We start from the raw sequence: 21,754 nt of genomic DNA on the forward strand, positions 1-21,754 counted from the left end.
TTATAGTTTAAGCCGTTCGAACGGCATAACGACCATGTAAAATGTAGTAAGCACCAATACATGCAAAGGCAGCAAATGCGCTATACAAATACAATTGTGAGTAGCCAATATGGTCGAGCAATTTACCGATAAAGTATGGTCCAAAGCCTAAGCCTGCATCCAAAAATATAAAGAAAGTCGAAGTGGCAAAGCCCATACGTTCAAGCGGTGCACTTTTCACGGCAACTGTTTGGCAGACCGACTGAATATTGCCATAACCGAGTCCAAGTAAGCCGGCACAAAGTAAAAGCATCCATGAACTCTGTGTGATGCTGAGCAGTACCAATGCTACGCCCATAATCACAAAAGCAGGGTAGATCACAATATTTTCACCTTTACGATCCATCAACGGGCCTGTAAATGGGCGAGAAATTAAAATCGCAATGGCATACATCAAAAAGAAAAATGATGCTGTTTCAACTAAATCGATTTCTTTGGCATAGAAGTTAATGAAAGATAAAACACCTGAATAGCAGATTGAAGCGAAAAGCATGATGAATGATATCGGTAATGCTTTAGGTTCTACAAATTGAGCAATCCAACTCGATTTTTTGACGGCTTCAACAGTATCGAGGGGTTTATTGATTTTGGGTAAATCGGGCACTTGAATCAGCAAGGCAACCAATAGGCAGCTCAATGCGATAATCGTAGAAACGATAAAAATCGCGTGATAACCAATGTGTAACATCATCCAAATGGCAAGAAATGGCCCAATAGCTGTACCTAAAGTACTACTCATGCTGTAGTAGCCAATGCCTTCACCGCGACGTGTCGCTGGTAAGATTTGGGCAATTAAGGTACCCAGCACTGTTGATGCAATACCCATCATAAAGCCATGCATAAAGCGTATGAAAAGCAACATGCCGACGCCAAACTGAATGAAGTAAAAACCAGAAAAGACTAAAAAGCCAATTAAACCAACGATCAGTGTTGTTTTACGACCAAAACGTTCTAGGAACTTACCCACCAATAAACGCCCGACCAATGTGCCGACAATGAACAAGCCTGAAACTAAACCTGCTTGGGCTGTAGTCGCACCTAATTCAGCCACCGCATAGCCCACGATCACCACAACCAAGAGATAAAAGGTTAAAACCAATTGGAAGTTAATGGCGCTGACTAAAATAAAATTTCGAGTCCAAAGTGGTGCTTTATCTTGCATGATCATCACCTACAGTGCTTTGTTCAAGTTCTTGCATGAGACAGTGTAAAATTTGAATGGAATGTTGGATATCTTGGCTAGCTAATGGCGCGATCAGGCGCTGCTCAAAGGCATCTATGTCTTTTGCACATTGCTGAAATAACTCACGTCCAGTCTCGCTGAGCATCATTTTCTTTTGACGTTTATCGTCAGTTTGCACATGTGCCAAAATATCCATCTGTGCAAGAATTTTGACACGCTTAGTGATGGATGGCTTGGATACATTTAAATATTCCGCAATTTCAATAGATGTACAAGCGGTTTTTTCACGGATGACAAACATGACTTGCCAAAGCGAATAGTTCAATTGATAGGGCAGTAAAATCGTGTTGATTTCATCACTCATCAGACGCGCACAGCGTAGAAGTGAAGAGCGGAAACCTAATGAGGTATTCATGATAGTTAACTAGGGTAACTAAATTATCGCAACTGTACGCCTAATTTATTTTCAATTCAAGTGAACAACTCAAAGCATAAAAAACAGGTATAAAAAAACCTGCGCGTACACAGGTTTTCTTGTATAACATTTCATTTAAAGCTTATCGTTCAATGCATATCGTTGAATTGATAACTTAAACAATGCGAGTTTATTCTACAGAAGCTTCTGCAGCAGCAATTGCAGCATCTTCTGCTGAGCTGTCTGCATTTTCTGAAATTTCTACACTTTCACCATCTGCATAAGCAAGTTCTTCACCTTCTGATTCAGCTTGCTCTAAATAAGCCGCAATTTGTTCATCCGTTAATTCAGGTTCACCTTCAGACATCATCGCTTGTTCTTGTAATTGCGCTTGTTCTAAATTGTTCATCATACTCTGCATATTGAACATCAATGGGATCATGACCAATAAATAAACAATCATCAGGATTAGATACAATGACCCAATAACTTTCTCTGTTTGTTCCGTTGGACGCTTAATACCATATTTATTTTCACCTTCGGTGCCTTTTGCAGCCATCACATAAATGCTAAAGATGGTACCGACCAGAGGGATGAGAAAAATTAAGCAGAGCCAACCGCTTTTATTTAGATCATGTAAACGACGAATCGTAATGCAGATCATTGCGACAAACATTGCAACAATAGAAACGACAATCAGTGCGATTGCACTGAGTCCTAAGAATGAATTAAAAAGTGCTTCAATACTACGTTCTGCTGAATTGAAAAATGCAAAAAGTCCCAGCGCGACGCTGATGCCCAATAGGCAGGTATAAATCATACTAATGATAAATAGCCACGCTAAATAAGACAGGCGGCCAAAACGTCCCTCAGGAGACAGGGGATGATCGGCTTTTTGAATTTGAGGCTGAATATTTTGATCTTGTTGAAACGGATTCAATTCGCTTGAAGTAAGTTCAGTCATTATTATTCCAATTTTAATTATCTAATGTATTTTCTATGCCCAAAAGGGCAGCATTATTGTATAGCGAAGTAAAAAAAGGTCAAATATTAGACATGGCTAAGTCATCAAATATTCCTTAGCCATGCTGTAATGTGGTCTGTTATTTATGTAATTTACGATACTCTTTAGGGCGCATTGGACGACTGGCTTTCCACAAACCTTTCTTTTGTTTACGTGCTTTACTTTGTAAATTCATCATATAGTGCAAATGCTTTTGGTCACGGATGTATTCTTCGTACACCCACGCAGCACCACGTTTTACCATTTCTTCATTCATGCATTTACGATAGCGATAAATAACCCCAACGCAGCGGCCATAACGGTCTACATCAGTGATTTTTACGCGGACAAATTTCTTATAAACCATGGATTTGATCAGGCGGGCTGACTCTTTACCGTAAGCTTGTGTCGATTCTGGCGCATCCACATAAGCAAAGCGAAGTTTGGTTTTAGAACGTCTCAGATTCATCCGATAGCAGGTGAGGGTATCGCCATCACTAATATCGGATACACGGCAGAGGTAAGATTTTCCTTTTTTAAAAGGCTGGAAAAAATCCTTTAAGAAAATGGTGACTTTATAAAGAACATAGACTGTGATCAGGCACAGTACTGCACCTAACGCCATGAGCCAATTCGCGGAGAGATTTGAAAGCATACACATTGATATGAACGAGGTCATATCGCATAAAAACAGGAGTTTAGATTTTATAAGAACTCATGATTTATGGCTGTCGAATAAACCGACGGTCAGTTAAAAATACCTTAAATAATCAACATTTGATCTATAAATATACAGCAAGTTTCATCACACAAATTCAATCTAAATCCATGTAAATAGCCTAAGCAAGATGATATATCATCATAAAAATAGCCTAAGCAAAAATTTTAGAAATTTCGCTTCGCAAAAAAACATGCCGTGAATTTAATTCCAAATCATTATGCCAATACATCCCTAGTTTAATTTTCGGCAAGTCTACAGGTACATCAAAAATATTCAGTTCGGGAGCAACCTGTAAGTGCGTCAAAATATTTTGTGGAATCGTCAATATTGCCTTGGGTTGCTGTGCCAAAATTTGTAGCGCAGTAGAGTAATGCTGACAGCGTAAAAAAATTTCTCTGGAGTGTTTTTTACGGTTTAAATAAATATCCTCGACTAATACACCTGCACGTCGTGAAGAAACCCCAATATGAGGAGCAGAAAGATAAATAGATTCATCCATCTTAGGATGTTGACTACAAACCACGAATTGGTCTTCAACCAAGGTTTGAAAATTTATTTTTTCACCAAAGTTTTGCTCAAGGTCAATCGCAAAATCGATTTGCTGTGCAGCAAGATCAGCCACAATGGTTTTGCGGTCTAATTTGATACTGGAAAATTGGATCTGAAACTGTTGCTGTTGAAAGTGTTCAACTAACTTGGGAAAAATGATCGGTTCAATTTCATCATGTACCGCAATTTTCAAGCTCTGTACCATTGAAGGAGTAAATTGTTGTTTTTGGATAGAAATACTTTGAATCGCAATAAGCGCATTTTTAATTACAGGATAAATCTGCTCGGCAAATGGCGTCGGAAGCATTTTTGCTCCAGCACGTACAAATAAGTCATCTTGTAAATGTTGTCTTAACCGTTGAAGTGCATGACTCGCTGCAGACTGAGTAATACACAAAATTTTTGCAGCTTTTGAAATGCTTTTTTGTTCATAAATTGCGATATAAAGTGGATATAAATTGATATCCATACGGTGAAACACACCCATATCGATGACGGTGTTTTTATGAATACTATTCATGTTCATCTATTGAATTAAATCATTTTGTTCATATTAGATTTCAGGTTATGGTGTTGTAAAGCGTAAAGAACATAATATTTAAAGGATGTTGTCATGTTTGAACTTTCAGCACGTGCACAAGATTATATTGAAAGAACAAAAAAATTTATTGAAGATGAAATTGAGCCTGTAGAAACTGAGTTTTGGGCAGAAGTTCATGAGTTGAACCAAGGTGGTGATTGGACCAAATGGCAATGGCCAGCACAGTTAGAGGTTTTAAAGGATAAAGCCAAAGCTGCAGGCTTATGGAATATGTTCTTACCTTGTCCTGAACTTGGGCAAGGCTTATCTGTACAAGAATATGCACACATCGCAGAACTTTCAGGCCGTAGTTTACTTGCACCCACGGTATTCAATTGCAATGCACCAGACAGCGGCAATATGGAAGTGATTTGGCGCTATGGCACGGAACAACAAAAGCAGCAGTGGTTAACACCATTACTAGACGGCAAAATCCGTTCGGTGTTTTGTATGACAGAACCTGCTGTTGCTTCAAGTGATGCCACCAATATGGAAGCTACAGCTGTCGTTGAAGGCGACGAAATTGTGTTGAATGGACGTAAATGGTGGTCTTCAGGTTTAGGTGATCCAAATGCCAAAATTATTATTTTTATGGCACATACACCAGATGAAAGCAAAGACCGTCACCATCAGCATTCTATGGTTTTAGTACCTGTTGAAACTGCTGGAGTCAAAATCGAACGTATGTTACCTGTGTTTGGCGACTATGATGCGCCACATGGACATGGTGAAATTAGCTTCACAAATGTGCGTGTTCCTGTTGCAAACTTTATTGGCGGTGCAGGTCAAGGTTTTGAAATTGCACAAGGTCGTTTAGGCCCAGGCCGTATTCATCATTGTATGCGTTGTATTGGTGCTGCTGAAAAATCGCTAGAACTGATGATTGACCGCGGTATGAGCCGTACTGCTTTTGGTAAAGAAATTTTAAAACTCGGTGGCAATTTAGAACGCGTAGCAGAAGCACGTGTTGCGATTGATCAGGCACGTTTACTGACCCTTTATGCAGCATATAAAATGGATACTCTAGGGAATATGGCTGCATTAACCGAGATTTCTGCAATTAAAGTAGTTGCGCCGAGTGTCTTAGAAAAAGTTGTCGATATGGCGATTCAAATCCACGGTGGTGCTGGGGTTTCTCGAGATACACCGCTCACAGGTTTCTTTGCGCAAGCACGTTCACTGCGTCTAGCTGATGGCCCTGATGAAGTGCATAAAGGTATGATTGCTAAATTAGAATTGGCAAAGTGCGGTTACAGCAGCCGCCGTAAAAAATAAACAAGTTGTAGTCACATATTTGGCATGGCAACCCTGAGTTGTCCATGCTATAAAACTATAGAAAATTATATTTTTATCATCATGATAGATTCAAGTTTAGGAAGAAAAGCATGTCAGTGATCGATGTAGGCGGTTCAGTTCGTGAGGGTGAAGAACTGGATGTACGTGCTGTAGGAAATTGGTTGATTGAACATGGCGTTGAAATAGAAGGGCCTGTAGAAGTCACTCAATATTCAGGTGGCGCGTCAAATTGGACTTATCGCTTAAAATACGACAATGCTGATTTAATCTTACGTCGTCCTCCAAAAGGCACCAAAGCCAAGTCTGCACATGATATGGCACGTGAATATAATGTACAGAAGGCATTATCTGAATTTTATCCTGTACTCCCTGAGATGGTGGCACTATGTCAGGACGAATCAGTGATTGGCTGTGATTTCTACGTGATGAAACGCGTAGAAGGCATCATTCCACGTGCAAACTTACCCAAAGAAATCAATTTTGATGAAACTCAAGTTCGAGCGTTGTGTACCAACGTCATCGACAAGTTAATTGAACTGCATCAAGTGCCTTATGAAGGTACCGCTTTAGAAAAAATAGGTAAGGGCGACGGATACTGTCGTCGTCAAGTGGAGGGTTGGGACGCACGCTATGAAAAAGCCAAAACCTTAAATGTTCCTTCTTTTAAATATGTCCGTAATTGGCTCAAAGACAATATTCCTGCTGACTCTAAAACCTGTGTAATTCATAACGATTGGCGTTTTGATAACGTGATTTTAGATCCAAATGATCCTACCCAAGTGATTGGCGTATTGGATTGGGAAATGGCAACGCTTGGTGATCCATTGATGGACTTAGGTTCGGCTTTGGCGTATTGGGTTGAAAGTGGCGATAACGCAATTTTTAAAGCGACACGCCGTCAGCCGACTAACTTGAGAGGCATGTTTAGCCGTAAAGAAGTCGTTGAATATTACTTAGAAAAAACTGGTCTACAAACAGACAACTGGACCTTTTATGAAGTGTTCGGCATTTTCCGTTTAGCGGTAATTGCACAGCAAATTTATTACCGCTACTACCATAAACAAACCAACAATCCGGCATTTAAAGATTTTTGGATTGTGATCCATGCTTTACATATTCGTGCCTTAAAACTTATCGGTTTGCAAAAACTTGAAGCCAATGATGTGGCACAAAAATATATTGAAAAAATGAAGGATATTTTAGGGAAATGACCACGATATATTTAATTCGGCACGGTCAGGCTTCTTTTGGTGCAGAAAGCTATGACAAGCTTTCTCCCAACGGTGAGCTACAGGCTAAGGTGCTGGGACAGTATTTCGACCGTATTTTAAAAGAAAGTCCTTATGTGGTTGCGGGCTCCATGCAACGTCATCAACAAACAGCCAATCTTGCATTGGCTGAATGCTTTCCAGAAGCACAAGTTGATACAGATGACGCGTGGAATGAATTTAATCATCAGCAAGTTTTTGCTCAATATGAACCTCGATTTAACCAGCCGCATTTATTAAAAGAAGATGTATCTAAGCATGAAAACCCGCGTGCTTATTTATCTAAAATTTTTGAAGGTGCCATTGAACGTTGGACAGGCGGAGAATTTCATCATGAATATGATGAATCTTGGCCACATTTTAAAAGTCGAGTCGAAACAGCGCTAGAAAAGTTATGCACTCAACTGGCTGAAACCAAACCGCGTTATGCCGTTGTGTTTAGTTCAGGTGGAGTGATCTCCGTTGCAGTCGGTAAAATTTTAGGGTTGAGTCCTGAAAAAACATTTGCACTTAATTGGGCCATTGCCAATACCAGTATGACAACACTGCGTTTGGTTGGAAATGAACCGCAATTACTCAGTTTAAATGAACACCATTTTATAAAAGCAGTTGATCCAAATTTATTGACTTGGATCTAAGATAAACAAAGGAATTATCATGGCTAAAACAATTTTAATTACAGGTGCAAGCTCAGGGATTGGTGCAGGAATGGCACGCGAGTTTGCACAAAAAGGCTACAACTTAGCCATTTGTGCACGTCGTTTAGAGCGTCTAGAAACGCTAAAAAATGAACTGGAAAGCCAATATGGTATTAAAGTGATTGCGAAAACACTCGATGTCACAAATTACGATCAAGTGTTTGAAGTATTCCGTGCCTTTAAAGCAGATTTTGGCAGTATTGACCGTGTTATTGTCAACGCAGGTGTCGGTGAAGGTCGTCGTATTGGTAAAGGTAATTTTGAAATTAACCGCGCCACAGTTGAAACTAACTTTATCTCTGCTTTGGCGCAATGCGAAGCTGCGGTTGAAATTTTCCGTAGCCAAAATGCAGGGCATTTGGTGGTGATTTCGTCGATGAGTGCTATGCGTGGTATGCCTAAACATTTAACGGCTTATGGTGCAAGTAAAGCAGGTGTTGCTGCTCTAGCTGAAGGTATTCGTGCAGAGCTGATTGATACCCCAATTAAAGTGACGACTATTTTCCCTGGTTATATTCGTACGGAGATCAATGAAGGTGCGAAAAAACTACCATTTGAAGTCGATGAAAAAACGGGTTCACATCTTTTAGCAAAAGCAATTGAGAAAGCACCGGTTAAAGCCTATGTACCACAATGGCCATGGTTACCTTTAGGTCTTGCGATGAAAGTATTGCCGTTAAAGATCGTGAATAAATTGGGTTAAACCTTTATGCAATAATAAAGCTCCAATTTGGGGGCTTTATTATTCTCAAATGATATTCGTCATCCTCTGTAGGTTAAAAAGGAATACATAAAACCTGTGATGAAAAGATATAAAAAGCAGCTGACTTTACAAAGAAAAAATGGAGTAAATACTCAGATTATTTATAAATAAGATATTGAAAATAAATAAAATGTTGAATATTTGAACAGACGATGATTTGTTCTCAAAATAGCGATTTCCTTTTTTTTAATTTGCTTTAATGTACAACTGTTCATTAATTTTTAGGTTTGTACTATGTCTATGTCTTCCGATATGACAGATCAACAGCGAATTAACAAAGTCAGAACTGTCGTAACGAAAGCTGGTGAAGACTTACGTCAGCAATATCCCATTTTAAAACATCAAAACTTTATAGGCGCAGCCATCCTTATTTTTGCGCTACTGGGAATGTTGGGTTCAGCTTGGGCGTTTGCTGTTGGCATTTTACCGGCATGGGCTTGTGTGATTTTAGTGGCGATGTTTGCTTCACTGACACATGAATTAGAACATGACCTGATTCATTATATGTATTTTAAAAAGACGCCGTGGGCTCACCATCTCATGTTGGCCTTGGTTTGGTTAGCACGTCCGAATACTATTAGTCCTTGGGCACGTCGTCGTTTGCACCTCAATCATCATAAGTATTCAGGTTCAGAATATGACTTGGAAGAACGGGGCATCAGTAATGGCATGCCGTGGGGATTACGTCGTCTATTGGTCATTAGTGATCAATTGATGACGGTGTATTTACGCCCATTTCAAATGTTCAAAATGATTAGGACATTCATTGAAAAACAGCCTGAAAAAGAACGTAAAACTGCATTGTTCTCTCAACTGACTGGATTTTTCCCTTTAAGTTTTGTTTATTACGGCATTTGGTATGTATTTGTCATTTATCATGTGGTGAATGGTATTGCTCCAATGTTAGGACAAAGTATTAGTTGGTCAGTCAATTTAGTGAAGTTAATTCCAACGATTAATTTTCTAGCTGTGGTTTGGATTATTCCGAACTTTATACGCTCTTTCTGCTTGCAATTTATCAGCTCAAATATGCATTATTATGGTGATATTGACCCACGCGATGTCATTAAACAAACTCAGGTGTTAAATCCGTGGTGGTTGTTCCCAATGCAATTATTTTGCTTTAACTTTGGTTCGACCCATGCTATCCATCATTTTGTGGTCAAAGAGCCGTTTTATATTCGTCATCTAACCGCAAAAACTGCACACCAAGTCATGCGTGAAGTTGGTGTACGTTTCAATGATTTTGGAACCTTTAAACGCATAAACCGCTGGAATTAAATCAGTACCATCTTCAAAAAAAGCCCTCAATTGAGGGCTTTTTTATGATCTAAACGTTTATAAACTACTTTTGCGCAAAAAAATGTTTGAGTGCATCTTGCAAGGCAACTTGCCATACCGCGTAGGAATGTCCGCCGATATATGATTGGTAATGCACATCATGACCTTTATTTTTTAAGTCGGCTGCCACAATAGGTGAAGTCTCTAAAATACTCAGTTCATTATTATTTCGAGAGCTTTCATAACTATTGGCAGTAATAAACCAATGCTGTTTAGGTTGTGAGGTTTTATCACGAATGATTTTACTCATGCCATTAGGGAGGTCTGTCTGCGCATTTTGCCACCAAAATGATCCAGATAACGGTACGACATGACTAATTTGATTTGGATTTTCTAAGGCTAAATAAGCTGAACTTAAACCGCCAAGACTTGACCCAAGTAGTACCGTTTTTTTCGAATCGACTTTTGCAGGTGCATTTTTTTGAATCCAAGGTATCAGTTCATCACTAAAAAATGCTGAAAATTTTGCATTTGGTGTTAATTCTTTAGGTCGTTCCTGATCGTTCGGTGGAGAAACAAATATGGCTTGAATTGGTGGCAGTTGACCTTGTTCAACTAAAATGTCTAATGCCTTTGGAACATTCAGCAACTCGTTATATTGTTGACCATCAAAAAATATAGCAGTGATATAGCTTTGGTTTTTCTTGGCTTTAGATTGGTAAATTTGGATTTTACGTGAGTTATTCAAAATTTTGCTGTCTAGAACAAACTCTTGTAATTGGGGCTGGTGCACATTTGGATATTGTTTTGGATCAATAAAAGGCGGGGCATCTTTAAGCGCCACTAAATTTTCATTACGCAAGCCTGATGTGTCATCACTTGCGAGATAAGTGTTTTTGTTGAAAGGATCAATGCGTTGTACTTGTATCACAGCACGACGCTGCGTTCTTGATTCTTTAAGTTTAGGATTCAGATGCGGACAATAATTTGACAGATAACCTTCTAAGTTCGGTAAGTCGACAGCAAAGCTATAACTGCCAATATAACGATGATCAATAATCGATTCTTTAAACCAAATATCGGTATTTGGTAGGCGTGTTAACCATTCATGGTCATTACTCGGGCCACCAATAAGGCGTACATTATGCTGCGCACCTTTCCATAAAAAAATTATACGGTCATGTTTTTCATCATAGTTTTCAATGATTGGTGTACCTATAAGCTCTACACGCTTCCAAAAATCTTCAAGTATTTGAGCACGTTGTTTTGGATTTTGATTTAACTGATGTTGTAGGTTTAATAATATTTGGCTTTGCGCTTTGACATCTTCACATGCAGCAGCATAGGGGAAATGTTTTTTTTCTGTTGTATCGGCGGGTGAATTTTGAGTTTGGGCAAAAGCAGAAGAAACAGCAACGCTCATAAAGCAAGCTAAAAAAAATGGGGAAAGTTTTTTCATTGAAATAATAAAATAGGTAGGATGAAAACCAATAAATGATAATCATTATTAATATAAAAAACTAGCAATATGCCGCAGAATGACGCTTTTAACTAAAAAAAATGTAGAAAAATAACAATAGAGTCAATGCTTTGTTTTATAAACCACTTAAAATAATGAAGACGATAAGGTTTAAATCATTGCCCGAATATTATGCTACTCAAAGTATCGACACTGCTGCTGTTACCTGCGTTACTGATCCAAGGTTACCGTGTGAAAAAAAATACCCCACGTTTAGCAGAACCGATGGGAGAACGTTGTGGGATGGGTGGTCAGGGTAATCGGCCCTTATCGGTATTGATCCTTGGTGACTCAGCGGCTGCAGGTGTCGGCGTCGAGCATCAGTCGGATGCGTTATTGGGACAATTACTTAAAATTTTATCGCCTGATTATCAAGTTCACTATTGCCTTGAAGCCACAACGGGTCATAATAGCCAGCAAATCATCAATGCTTTGGATAATGTCACAACGCAGAACTTTGATGTCGTGATCAGCTCTGTTGGTGTCAATGATGTCACAGCATTAAAACAACCAGACCAGTGGTTGAAGCTCCAGCAGCGCTTATATCAAGCTGTCGAGGAAAAGTTTCAACCACAGCTATTGATCATTTCAGGTGTGCCACCAATGGATGAGTTTCCAGCTTTACCGTTTCCATTGTCATGGCTGTTTGGACAATATTCTCAGAAAATGAATGCGCTGTTAAAAAATTTTATTAAAACAAAGCCTAATACGAGGCTAATTGAATACGATTTACAAGAATATCGTGAAAAAAATTTACAAATGGCAAAAGACGGCTTTCACCCGAGCAAAGAAATTTATCAGTTATGGGCTGAAATAATAGCGAAACACATCACTGAACAATTTTCATAGACATTTTATGATTCAACCACTGGGCGAAGTTAAATTTACATGAGCAAAGATATTTCAGACGTGAATCCGCAAATTGAAACGCATCCATTAGCGCCATTTTTGCCATCAAATGGGAAACTCTTGATGCTAGGGAGTTTTCCACCACCCAAAACACGCTGGAAAATGGATTTTTACTATCCAAATTTCCAAAATGACATGTGGAAAATCTTTGGCCTATGTTTTTTTCAGGATAAAAATCATTTTCTCAATCTAGAGAGCAAAACTTTTAGAGAACAGCTCATTCGAGATTTTTTAAATGAAAAAGGTATAGGCATTTTTGATACGGCCTATCAAGTGATTCGTTTGAAAGGCAATGCATCAGACAAGTTTTTACAGATCTATCAGCCAACCGACATTGCGAAGCTGCTTACACAGATGCCGAATTGCCACAGTATTATGACGACGGGAGACAAGGCGACTGATACTTTGATGCTCTCGATGCCAGAAAATACTGAAAAACCACACATTGGGCATGCTGTTCGTACCGAATTTGCAGGCAGAGATTTGACTTTATACCGTATGCCGTCATCATCTAGAGCTTATCCACTAGCATTGGAAAAAAAAGCCGAAGCCTACCAAAGCTTATTTAAAGATATAGGCTTCCTTTAAGTAAGTTTTCGAATTTATGAAATGCCTTGAATAAAATTTCTTATTTAAACAGGCAAACATTCAATGATTAAAACGTGGCATCTTAATAATGGATAAACATCAACTTCTTAGCCATCATATTCAACATAATCCCAAAGGTTTAAACGCGCTTTAATTTCTTTGCGAATATTCGGCAGCATAGGTAGTAAAGTGCCATCGATCCATAAACTCAGTGTCTGAGATGAAACTTTTTTGTTTGCATCATCTACAATTTGTGCGCCTTTCACGATCACCAAAGTTTCTTCGCTAGCTGCAGTTTCAATGCCTTTAAATAAGAGCTGTAATTCATGACCTGTATCTTGAATTAACCATTCCAACTCAATTTGGATATTGTGATTAGATTTAAGCACAGCTTGGCCTTCAATCATGTCATTGTCAGATAAGCAGTCATGCTCAACCCGAACTTTCGACAAAAACCATTCTTGATGACCCAGTTCGGGAAGTGTTGTAAAAGGCGTTAAAATATCACTTAAATTAAATTGGCGGCTTAAATCAAAAAATTGCATTAGAAAACTTTAGGGGGAGATAAAACAAAATAAGCGTTGGATGTTAAAGCATCATCAAGTGTGAGTAAAACCTTTGCTTTTATTGAGATATTTTATGTATAAATAGCATTCAATCTATCTAAATTAAGTCTAAGAAAAATGAATTGCGAAAATAATATACACATAAACGATGTGCCCAGCCCTATAGACTTAAAAGATCCAATCGAAGCTAAACAATGGGCCGCTGAAGTCAATCTTAAACGTCCGTGGCGTTATGACATCTTTTCAAATGTATATTGACTCTATTTTGGCTTTCAACCCGAATGCCCGTGTACTTGAACTCGGTTCAGGTCCGGGTTATTTGGCTGATTTTTTAATCAATCATTGTCCAAATATTCACTACACTGCATTTGATTTCTCCGAAGCTATGCATGACTTGGCAAAAGAAAAACTAAGTGCAGCGCAACGCTTAAAATGTAATTTTATAACAGGGGATTTCAAACAATCTGCTTGGGAAGAATCAATTCAATTTAATCAAAACAGCACCTTTGATGTGATTATTATTCATCAGGCCTTACATGAATTGAGACATAAGGCGTATGCAGCAGAGTTTCATCGGACTGTAAAAACGTTGTTAAACACACAAGGCGTGTATTTTGTATGTGATCATTTATATGCACCACATGCACAGCAAAACCATGAGTTGTATATGTCAGTTGAGGAACATTTAGCAGCGCTTAAAGCAGCCAATTATGGGCAAGTGGAATTTCTTGGCGAAATCAATGGTTTGGTTATTTTCAAAAGCCAGCACTCATATAAACGAGACTGAACAAGAGCATTATTGAGTTGCTTGAAACTGCTTAAATCGTTCCTATTAGATCTTATCGATGAGAAAAACCTAACCAATTAGCAGTACATTGTCATTACATCATCCATTCAATCGGGAGGTATGACACTGCTTTTATGCTAAATCGTTGGAATCGAGTTGTTTCGGGTTCATGGGTATAGGTTTTGATTTTTCCATTTTTTTGATGCTCTAACCAAATGATTTCGCCGTTTTTATCCAGTTTTAATTCATATGCAATTTGCGGTAAATACTGGTTTAATGCCGCCGAAATATCGTTTTGTAATCGATCAGATTTAACGACTAAACCAACTTCCGAATTTAAATTTGCGGAACGTGGATCAAAGTTAAACGATCCAATAAACACCATACCGTCAATATCGAAAAATTTTGCATGCAAACTAGAGGCATTTTTGCCTTTCGCAGGGATGATATTTCCGGTCATGACCTCATACCATGTGCGTTTTGAACGCTCTATATAAGGTTTAAATTCATATAGTTTCACGCCATTTTTGAGTAAGTCTTTGCGATATTTTTGATAAAACGCATGAACGACAGCGACGTCATTGGCTAAAAATGAATTGGTTAACACACGGACTTCTACATTTTTACCTGCAAGACCCGTTAGAAAGTCAGTTCCTTGTTGCGTGGGAACAAAATAAGCTGAAACCAATTCCATGCGTTCCTTGGGCTGTCCCATCAAGGTCGAAAATTGGTTATAAATTAATTCTTGCTCTTTAGCCTCACCACGAATTTTATTCGGACTATCCGCAATGAAATGTGCTTCGGCCCAATTCACCGGTCTTAGTTTAAGCTGAGCCGCCAGTTGTTGCTGTGCATAGTTAATGCGCTGTTGATCTTTATTCAACGTTGTAGAGTTTTCTTGGTACGTTTGTCTTAATTGATTTAAGTCTTCTTTTGTACCTGCACCAATCCATTGCTGAACAGAATAACTTAAATCATCATTCCAAAAGTTCAAAAACACTTGATTGGCTTGTTGAATGGCTTCCCCATAGAAAAGGATATCCAAATCTGTAAATTGAAAACTTTCACTGGCATCAAAATATTCATTACTGATGTTACGACCACCAGTTACGCCTATAAAACCATCGGCAACAATTAATTTATTATGCATACGATGGTTAATATGCTTTAAGCGAAATGCATAATCAATGACACGTAATTTTCTGAATTTATAGGGATTAAACAGTTTGATTGAAATGTTGGGATGAGCTGAAAGGGATTGTAAGGTCGGATCGAGTTTCGTCCCGTTTTGATCATCAATTAGTAGCCTTACTTTTACTCCGCGGTCAGCGGCATGCAGTAATTCTTGAAACATCAGATGCCCAATAGCATCATTTTCCCAAATATAATATTGCAAATCGATGGTGTATTTTGCATTTCGAATCAAATGTAGGCGAGAAGCAATGCTTAAGAAGGCATCATCTAAGGCTAGATAAGCTGTTTGTTTTTGTTCTAATTTTTCTAAATCTGTAGCAGACGTAATCCATTTTTCTGCATGCGATTGTATAGGGACATCTTTTTTTGACTGATTGCTAGGTAAGCTGCATCCAGTTAATAGGCTGATCGAAACAGTTAAACCGACAGTACAACTTATTTCACGTAATTGTATCATTCGAATAGCATTAATCATTCCTTGAAAAATTCATCATAACATCATGTTTTAAGGTTGTATCTAGGCTTAAAAAGAGGTTACTGTAACTCATCTGTTAATATAAGCCATACAGGATGTTTTTAGACATGAAATCACGTGCAGCCGTTGCTTTTGGACCGGGTCAGCCTTTAGAAATTGTGGAAATTGATGTGGCTCCACCTAAAGCAGGTGAGGTTTTAGTCAAAATTAGCCATACAGGTGTGTGTCATACAGATGCATTTACATTGTCGGGTGATGATCCTGAAGGCGTATTTCCAGCAATTTTAGGGCATGAAGGTGCAGGTGTTGTGGTTGAAGTCGGTGAAGGTGTGACTTCAGTGCAACCAGGTGATCATGTTATTCCGCTTTATACCGCAGAATGTGGTGAATGTTTATTCTGTAAATCGGGTAAAACGAATCTTTGTGTATCTGTACGAGCAACACAAGGGAAAGGTTTAATGCCGGATGGTACAACACGTTTTTCTTATAATGGTCAGCCGATTTATCACTATATGGGCTGTTCAACATTCTCTGAATATACTGTGGTTGCAGAAGTGTCTTTGGCAAAAATTAACCCTGAAGCGAACCATGAGCATGTGTGTTTGTTGGGTTGCGGCGTAACAACGGGTTTAGGTGCAGTTAAAAATACCGCTAAAGTTCAGGAAGGTGATTCAGTTGCAGTCTTTGGTTTAGGTGGAATTGGTTTGGCTGTGGTACAAGGTGCTAAAAAAGCTAAAGCAGGTCGTATCATTGCGGTAGATACCAATCCTGACAAATTCAAACTGGCTGAAGAGTTTGGCGCGACGGATTTTGTTAATCCAAAAGATTATGATCGTCCAGTTCAAGAAGTGATTGTAGAAATGACGGGTTGGGGCGTCGACCATTCATTTGAATGTATTGGCAATACCAATGTGATGCGCTCTGCTTTGGAATGTGCTCACCGTGGTTGGGGGCAATCTGTGATTATTGGTGTGGCAGGTGCAGGTCAAGAAATTTCAACCCGTCCATTCCAATTGGTTACAGGTCGTACTTGGAAAGGCACTGCTTTCGGTGGTGTTAAAGGTCGTTCACAATTACCGGGTATGGTAGAAGAAGCCATGTCAGGCGAGATCAAACTTGAACCATTCGTGACCCATACCATGGGGCTGGATAAAATCAATGAAGCCTTTGATTTAATGCATGAAGGTAAATCAATTCGCTCTGTTGTACATTTTGAAGATTAAACTTTGATTTAAATATTAATGCGTTAATTTTCACTATTTAAAAACTAGGCTTTTGCCTAGTTTTTTTATTTGTGTCGTTATAACAAATCAAAACTTCAAATTAGGATTTGCAAAAAGTGACAGATTGTTAGACATAAAATGATAAAAAATGCCAAATGATAGATTTTGTCCCGAATTCACATGGTGGGAAATTAGCACTAAACATAAGGTAAGCATAATTTGAAAACGAATGTATATTAATGCATTATCCGAGGCAAAAAATGACAACTACAAGTTACAAGCCTGAGTGGATTCGGGAAGATTTTATTGATTTTATTGCAGAAAAATTTGATGCAATTTGGGCTTACAAACGTGTAAAAGCACAATTGGTCAAATCACGTTGTGTGGGGATCGGGTTTTATGAACTGAGTTTTTTAGCGAATCACAACTTTAAAGCAGCAAATTATCGACCAGGCCAATGTGTTCTGGTGACAGTTGTCAAAGATGGTGTACGTCATCAACGTAGCTATAGCGTCGTCGAAATTAATACATCTGGTCATGTGGTGATTGCAGTTAAACAGCAAGGCAAAGTGTCCAATTGCCTGACGCAATTAAAAACAGGTGATGTTGTTGAATTATCGCAACCGCAAGGTGAGTTTGGCCTAAAGCTAAATTCGGATCGACCAATTTTACTGCTTGCTTCTGGTAGTGGCATTACCTCAATCATGACTTTGTTTAAACAAGCGATTAAGCTTGAACGCGTGGTTGACCTGATTTATTTCAATCGAGATGATGCGTATTTGGATGAATTGATTCAACTGGCGAAGCAATCAAACCATGCACATTTACATGCGATTAATACGCTGAAAACTAAATTACATATCTCACCAGAGGTGCTAAACCACATGGTCCCCGATTTTAAGCAGCGAGATTGCTATGCCTGTGGTGCAGCGCCAATGATGCAAAGCATTGAGCAACTGTATCGTGAGTTTAAGCTTTCAGAATATTTAAATACTGAATATTTTCAGATGATTGCTGATGATTCAGTGCCTGCTCAACCTGTCACTTTTAGTTTAGCCCAACAAGATTTTTTAGCAGAAGGTAACTTACTTGAAAGTGCTGAAAAAGCCGGTTTAAAACCTGCGCATGGTTGTCGGATGGGTATTTGTAATACTTGTTCGTGTACGAAATTGCAGGGTTCAGTGAAAAACTTACTCACAGGCGAAATTGATCATGCAAATAACACACAAATAAAGCTATGTGTTACGCAGGCAATTTCACCTGTACGTATTCAACTCTAACCCAAGCCGCATAAAAACAAATCAGGGGCATCATCATGAATCAATCGATATATATTCGTCCGAATAGTAAGTCACGTTATTTATCTCCAGAACAAACTGCTGAATTTGGCGAAAAAGTTGAGCAAATTCGCCGTGAAATCATGCAGAGTGTAGGTGAAAAAGATGCAGCGTATATTTATAAAATTCGTAATTTTGTCCGTTATAGCGAGATCGCATCTCGTGGCATGTTGATGTTTGCAGGTTGGATTCCACCAGTATGGTTACTCGGTACGGGTTTATTGGGTATTTCTAAAATCGTAGAGAACATGGAACTCGGTCATAATGTGATGCATGGTCAGTTTGATTGGTTAAATGACCCAAGCTTAAATGGTGCTAACTATGATTGGGATACCATTGCCACAGGCCAAGACTGGAAATATACCCATAACTATGTGCATCATACCTATACCAATATTGTGGGGATGGACCATGATGTCGGCTATGGCTTAATCCGTGTAAGTGAATCGCAAAAGTGGGAGCCACGTTTCCTTTTTAATATTCCACTGGCTGCCCAACTCATGGTTTTCTTTGAGTGGTATGTCGGCATTCAACGTTTACATTTAGAAGATGTTATTGCGTATAAAACCAAAACTTGGAAAGATGTATGGCATGAAGCAGCCGATGTACGTCAGAAAATTAAGCGCCAAGTGATTAAAGATTATGTGTTTTTCCCGCTTATTGCAGGTCCCAATGCGATTCCTGTATTTGCAGGAAATGCGGTAGCCAGCGTAATTCGTAGCTTATGGGCTTCCGCTGTCATCTTTAATGGCCATTTTACTGAAGATGCGGAAAACTTTGAGATGGATAATACCGAAAATGAAACTCGAGCAGAGTGGTATCTCCGTCAAATTCGTGGCTCAAGTAATTTTAGTGGAACACAATGGTTGCATATACTCAGTGGTAATTTGAGTCACCAAATTGAACACCATTTATTTCCAGATATGCCTGCAAACCGCTATGCAGAAGCCGCACCTAAAATTAAAGCAGTTTGTGAGGAATATGGTATTCACTACAACGAAGCCAGTTTTATCAAACAGTTTGCCAGCGTTTGGGTTCGCCTCGCGAAATGCTCAGTGCCGAATGACTGGCGTGCCGAGCTTAAGGAACGTTCAGCTACAGTTCAGCAGCGCATTAAACAAAAAATCATGAAGAAAATCGGGCGTTAAAACACAGTAGTGTTAAGCAACATTGTCCTTAATGCTTCCAATGGATGATTTCTAAAGCAGTAAATTCGCCAAAGTAGCGTTCATCTACTTTGGCTTTTTTAGATATATCTAGCGAGCAAGAGTTATTCAACTAATTGCACGCTATTCTGAATGCCACAAGATTCTACAAAATATGCATCATGTGAAACGAGGATCACCGCACCTGTATAATGCTGAATGGCTTGAGCCAATAACACTCTAGACTCTATATCTAAGTGGTTTTCAGGTTCATCTAACAATAAAAGCTCAATATTCGGTGTTAAATAATTTAAGCCCAACAAGGTCACTTTTAAACGCTCACCACCACTTAAACAGTGAAATGGCAGTTCCGCTTTTTGACCACGGATTCTAAGTTTACCGAGTTGATTACGCCATTCCATTGACGAAACCTCAGGATTAAACTTTGCCAAATTGTCCAAAACACTCAGTTCAGGTGATAAATTACTCAAGTTTTGGTCTAAATACAGGGTATGCACAGACAAAAATAATTCATGGCTAGACTGTGATTTGACCTGACTCAGATACTTTAGAAATGTTGATTTACCAATACCATTTTTTCCTTTTAAATGAATTTTTTCACCTGCCTGTAAGGCCAAGTCGAAAGGCTGGTGCTGAGATGTTTTGCGATGAAAATGTTTAACTCTTAAGATTTCTCCTGTTTTTTCAGCGTGATGTTGAAAAACGAATTGCTGCTCTTTGACATGTTCAAGTAGATGCTGTGCCTGAATCAGTTGAGATCTCTTTTCTTCCAATTGCTTCTGCTGTTGCATTTGAACTGTCGCGAGGCTTTGACCGGCTTGTTCCTTTTTAAAATCGAGTAATACTTTAGCTTGGGAGCCCGAATTGCGTAGTGTATGACCTTGTTGTTCTCGTTTTTGCGCTTTCAGCTGTGTTTCGTGTTGCTGTGATTTGAGTTGTTTTAACTCACGCTGATGCTGCATAGCATTACGCTGTAAGGCTTTATTTTGCAGATCATTTTGTTGAACGTAGTCTTCATAGTTGCCAGTAACATGACTGAGTCCAAACTCATTTAAAGCATAGATATGCTCTACATGTTGCAGCAATTCTCGATCATGACTGACGACGAATGCACCCGCAGGATGGTTTTTTAAACGATCGATGAGCCATAAGCGTGAGGATGCATCTAAATGGTTACTAGGTTCATCTAAAAGTAAATAGTGGTCAGTTTTTAAAAATAATGCACACAATGCCAATTTGGTTTTTTGCCCCTCACTCAGCTGAGCGACTGGGAAATTTAAATCTGTTGGTAGTGAAGCTTGCTTAAGTTGTTGCTGCCATAGTGCAGGACGGTGCCATTGGTTTTCAGTCAGCTCAAAGTCTTCAAAACTTGCGCTGCCTATTTCGATACGTTGAAATGCGTTATATAAGTCTTCAACACCGAGTGCAGAAGCAATCGTGTCAGCTTCTAGTCGAGAAAATTGTGATAAATAGGCATTTAGTACATTCCATAAAATTTCACCTTCATAGGGGAGATCTTTCAGATTTTGCTCATGTAAGATTTTAAGGATGCAGGATTTTCCTAAACCATTGCGACCAATACATGCCGAAAGTTGCTGTTGATTGAGGTTAAATTTCAGGTTTTTAAAAAGTGTTTTTGATGGATATTCCAAGCTTAATTTGGAAATTGTACAAGCCGTTTGAGTCATAGATGCACCTTGCGATAGCAAAGATGCGCAATACAAATAACTAATTTTATTCTATAAAAAAGACTATATTTGAGAAAATGCAGTCGAAGTCATTAGCCATGTGTTTGCACATCAAAAAAATGGATTTGATGATGAAAAAAACAGGGCTTACTTCATTGGCAAATACTCGAATTAAAAATAAATGGAAAAAAGCTTAAGACAGCCTAATGTTGTGCAGTCTAATAAATGTTCATTTATTAATCAACACATCAAATTTTAAAAATAGGTCGCAATTATTTACAGCAGCGTTATTTAATACAACAAAATAGCAAAAAACTATTGTCAAACCGATGAATACAGCGTATTTTAATTTTCAGACAGATACTTTTTGATGAAATCAAGATGTTAAAGCAACCTTTAATCTCAAACGCATATTATTACTTCTGGCAGTTTAGATAATTGCCTGAACGCGTTCGGGCATGAAAAAGGTTGCCCACCAAGTTTATACCTGATCGGCAACCCTGATC

The 21,754-nt window shown here is 38.7% G+C and carries 19 protein-coding genes and 1 pseudogene; 11 read left to right on the forward strand and 9 right to left on the reverse strand.

Translation table 11 applies throughout. From position 1 onward, the window contains the following. Positions 1–7: 7 nt before the first annotated feature. The 5 genes from FTT92_RS09215 to FTT92_RS09235 all read right to left on the reverse strand — a co-directional run bounded on the left by FTT92_RS09215 (position 8) and on the right by FTT92_RS09235 (position 4,430). Positions 8–1,207: an MFS transporter gene (locus FTT92_RS09215; RefSeq protein WP_180171948.1), complete on the reverse strand. Its 1,200-nt coding sequence runs from the start codon at positions 1,205–1,207 to the stop codon at positions 8–10. Next, positions 1,191–1,640 carry a MarR family winged helix-turn-helix transcriptional regulator gene (locus tag FTT92_RS09220; RefSeq protein ID WP_373684111.1) on the reverse strand — a complete coding sequence of 150 codons (450 nt, stop codon included), beginning with the start codon at positions 1,638–1,640 and terminating at the stop codon, positions 1,191–1,193. Before FTT92_RS09220 ends, FTT92_RS09215 begins: the two co-directional genes overlap by 17 nt. 187 nt (positions 1,641–1,827) lie before the next feature. Further along, positions 1,828–2,601: a DUF805 domain-containing protein gene (locus FTT92_RS09225; protein ID WP_180171950.1), complete on the reverse strand. Its 774-nt coding sequence runs from the start codon at positions 2,599–2,601 to the stop codon at positions 1,828–1,830. A gap of 139 nt (positions 2,602–2,740) precedes the next feature. After that, the gene (locus FTT92_RS09230) at positions 2,741–3,295 is read right to left on the reverse strand and encodes a thermonuclease family protein (RefSeq protein ID WP_078193824.1); all 555 of its coding nucleotides are present in this window, start codon (positions 3,293–3,295) and stop codon (positions 2,741–2,743) included. 217 nt (positions 3,296–3,512) lie between these two features. Beyond that, entirely contained in the window at positions 3,513–4,430 is a 918-nt protein-coding gene (locus FTT92_RS09235) for a LysR family transcriptional regulator (protein WP_180171951.1), read from the reverse strand. A gap of 93 nt (positions 4,431–4,523) precedes the next feature. Here FTT92_RS09235 and FTT92_RS09240 point away from each other — a divergent pair, with 93 nt between their 5' ends. The 5 genes from FTT92_RS09240 to FTT92_RS09260 all read left to right on the forward strand — a co-directional run bounded on the left by FTT92_RS09240 (position 4,524) and on the right by FTT92_RS09260 (position 9,796). Continuing rightward, positions 4,524–5,765 carry an acyl-CoA dehydrogenase family protein gene (locus tag FTT92_RS09240; protein WP_180171952.1) on the forward strand — a complete coding sequence of 414 codons (1,242 nt, stop codon included), beginning with the start codon at positions 4,524–4,526 and terminating at the stop codon, positions 5,763–5,765. A gap of 110 nt (positions 5,766–5,875) precedes the next feature. After that, positions 5,876–6,997 (forward strand): phosphotransferase family protein, encoded by a 1,122-nt coding sequence (locus FTT92_RS09245; protein WP_180171953.1) that lies wholly within the window; start codon positions 5,876–5,878, stop codon positions 6,995–6,997. After that, positions 6,994–7,692 (forward strand): histidine phosphatase family protein, encoded by a 699-nt coding sequence (locus FTT92_RS09250; protein WP_180171954.1) that lies wholly within the window; start codon positions 6,994–6,996, stop codon positions 7,690–7,692. The genes FTT92_RS09245 and FTT92_RS09250 overlap by 4 nt, the downstream gene beginning before the upstream one ends. Before the next feature lie 19 nt (positions 7,693–7,711). After that, positions 7,712–8,455, forward strand: a complete 744-nt coding sequence (locus FTT92_RS09255) for an SDR family oxidoreductase (protein WP_078193819.1) — start codon at positions 7,712–7,714, stop codon at positions 8,453–8,455. A 294-nt stretch (positions 8,456–8,749) separates the two neighbouring features. After that, positions 8,750–9,796 (forward strand): fatty acid desaturase, encoded by a 1,047-nt coding sequence (locus FTT92_RS09260; protein ID WP_180171955.1) that lies wholly within the window; start codon positions 8,750–8,752, stop codon positions 9,794–9,796. 64 nt (positions 9,797–9,860) lie between these two features. Here the strand turns inward: FTT92_RS09260 and FTT92_RS09265 are convergent, their stop codons facing one another. Further along, complete coding sequence (locus FTT92_RS09265; protein ID WP_180171956.1) at positions 9,861–11,219, reverse strand: alpha/beta hydrolase-fold protein; 1,359 nt, start codon at positions 11,217–11,219, stop codon at positions 9,861–9,863. 228 nt (positions 11,220–11,447) lie between these two features. On the opposite strand from FTT92_RS09265, the gene FTT92_RS09270 reads away from it, so the two are divergent. Continuing rightward, complete coding sequence (locus FTT92_RS09270; protein WP_180171957.1) at positions 11,448–12,164, forward strand: SGNH/GDSL hydrolase family protein; 717 nt, start codon at positions 11,448–11,450, stop codon at positions 12,162–12,164. A gap of 39 nt (positions 12,165–12,203) precedes the next feature. Then, positions 12,204–12,812, forward strand: coding sequence for a uracil-DNA glycosylase family protein (locus FTT92_RS09275; RefSeq protein ID WP_180171958.1), 609 nt, complete (start codon positions 12,204–12,206; stop codon positions 12,810–12,812). Between the two features lie 107 nt (positions 12,813–12,919). Here FTT92_RS09275 and FTT92_RS09280 read toward each other — a convergent pair whose 3' ends face one another. Continuing rightward, complete coding sequence (locus FTT92_RS09280; protein WP_078193815.1) at positions 12,920–13,357, reverse strand: hypothetical protein; 438 nt, start codon at positions 13,355–13,357, stop codon at positions 12,920–12,922. 138 nt (positions 13,358–13,495) lie between these two features. On the opposite strand from FTT92_RS09280, the pseudogene FTT92_RS09285 reads away from it, so the two are divergent. Then, positions 13,496–14,165: pseudogene (locus FTT92_RS09285) on the forward strand (class I SAM-dependent methyltransferase). Positions 14,166–14,259: 94 nt separating this feature from the next. Here FTT92_RS09285 and FTT92_RS09290 read toward each other — a convergent pair. Next, on the reverse strand, positions 14,260–15,816 hold the full coding sequence (locus tag FTT92_RS09290; RefSeq protein ID WP_180171959.1) for a phospholipase D family protein: 1,557 nt from the start codon (positions 15,814–15,816) through the stop codon (positions 14,260–14,262). 125 nt (positions 15,817–15,941) lie between these two features. Here FTT92_RS09290 and FTT92_RS09295 point away from each other — a divergent pair, with 125 nt between their 5' ends. From FTT92_RS09295 to FTT92_RS09305, 3 genes are all read left to right on the forward strand, one after another. Beyond that, a complete protein-coding gene (locus FTT92_RS09295) occupies positions 15,942–17,057 on the forward strand; it encodes an S-(hydroxymethyl)glutathione dehydrogenase/class III alcohol dehydrogenase (RefSeq protein ID WP_078193885.1) in 1,116 nt (371 codons plus the stop codon). Positions 17,058–17,317: 260 nt separating this feature from the next. Further along, positions 17,318–18,337: a flavin reductase family protein gene (locus FTT92_RS09300; protein WP_180171960.1), complete on the forward strand. Its 1,020-nt coding sequence runs from the start codon at positions 17,318–17,320 to the stop codon at positions 18,335–18,337. 35 nt (positions 18,338–18,372) lie between these two features. After that, positions 18,373–19,542 (forward strand): acyl-CoA desaturase, encoded by a 1,170-nt coding sequence (locus FTT92_RS09305; RefSeq protein ID WP_180171961.1) that lies wholly within the window; start codon positions 18,373–18,375, stop codon positions 19,540–19,542. 122 nt (positions 19,543–19,664) lie between these two features. On the opposite strand, the gene FTT92_RS09310 is transcribed toward FTT92_RS09305, so the two are convergent. Further along, a complete protein-coding gene (locus FTT92_RS09310; RefSeq protein WP_180171962.1) occupies positions 19,665–21,248 on the reverse strand; it encodes an ATP-binding cassette domain-containing protein in 1,584 nt (527 codons plus the stop codon). Positions 21,249–21,754: the final 506 nt, after the last annotated feature.

This window comes from Acinetobacter sp. YH12023 (assembly GCF_013420135.1).
GTDB classification, from domain to species: Bacteria; Pseudomonadota; Gammaproteobacteria; order Pseudomonadales; family Moraxellaceae; genus Acinetobacter; species Acinetobacter amyesii.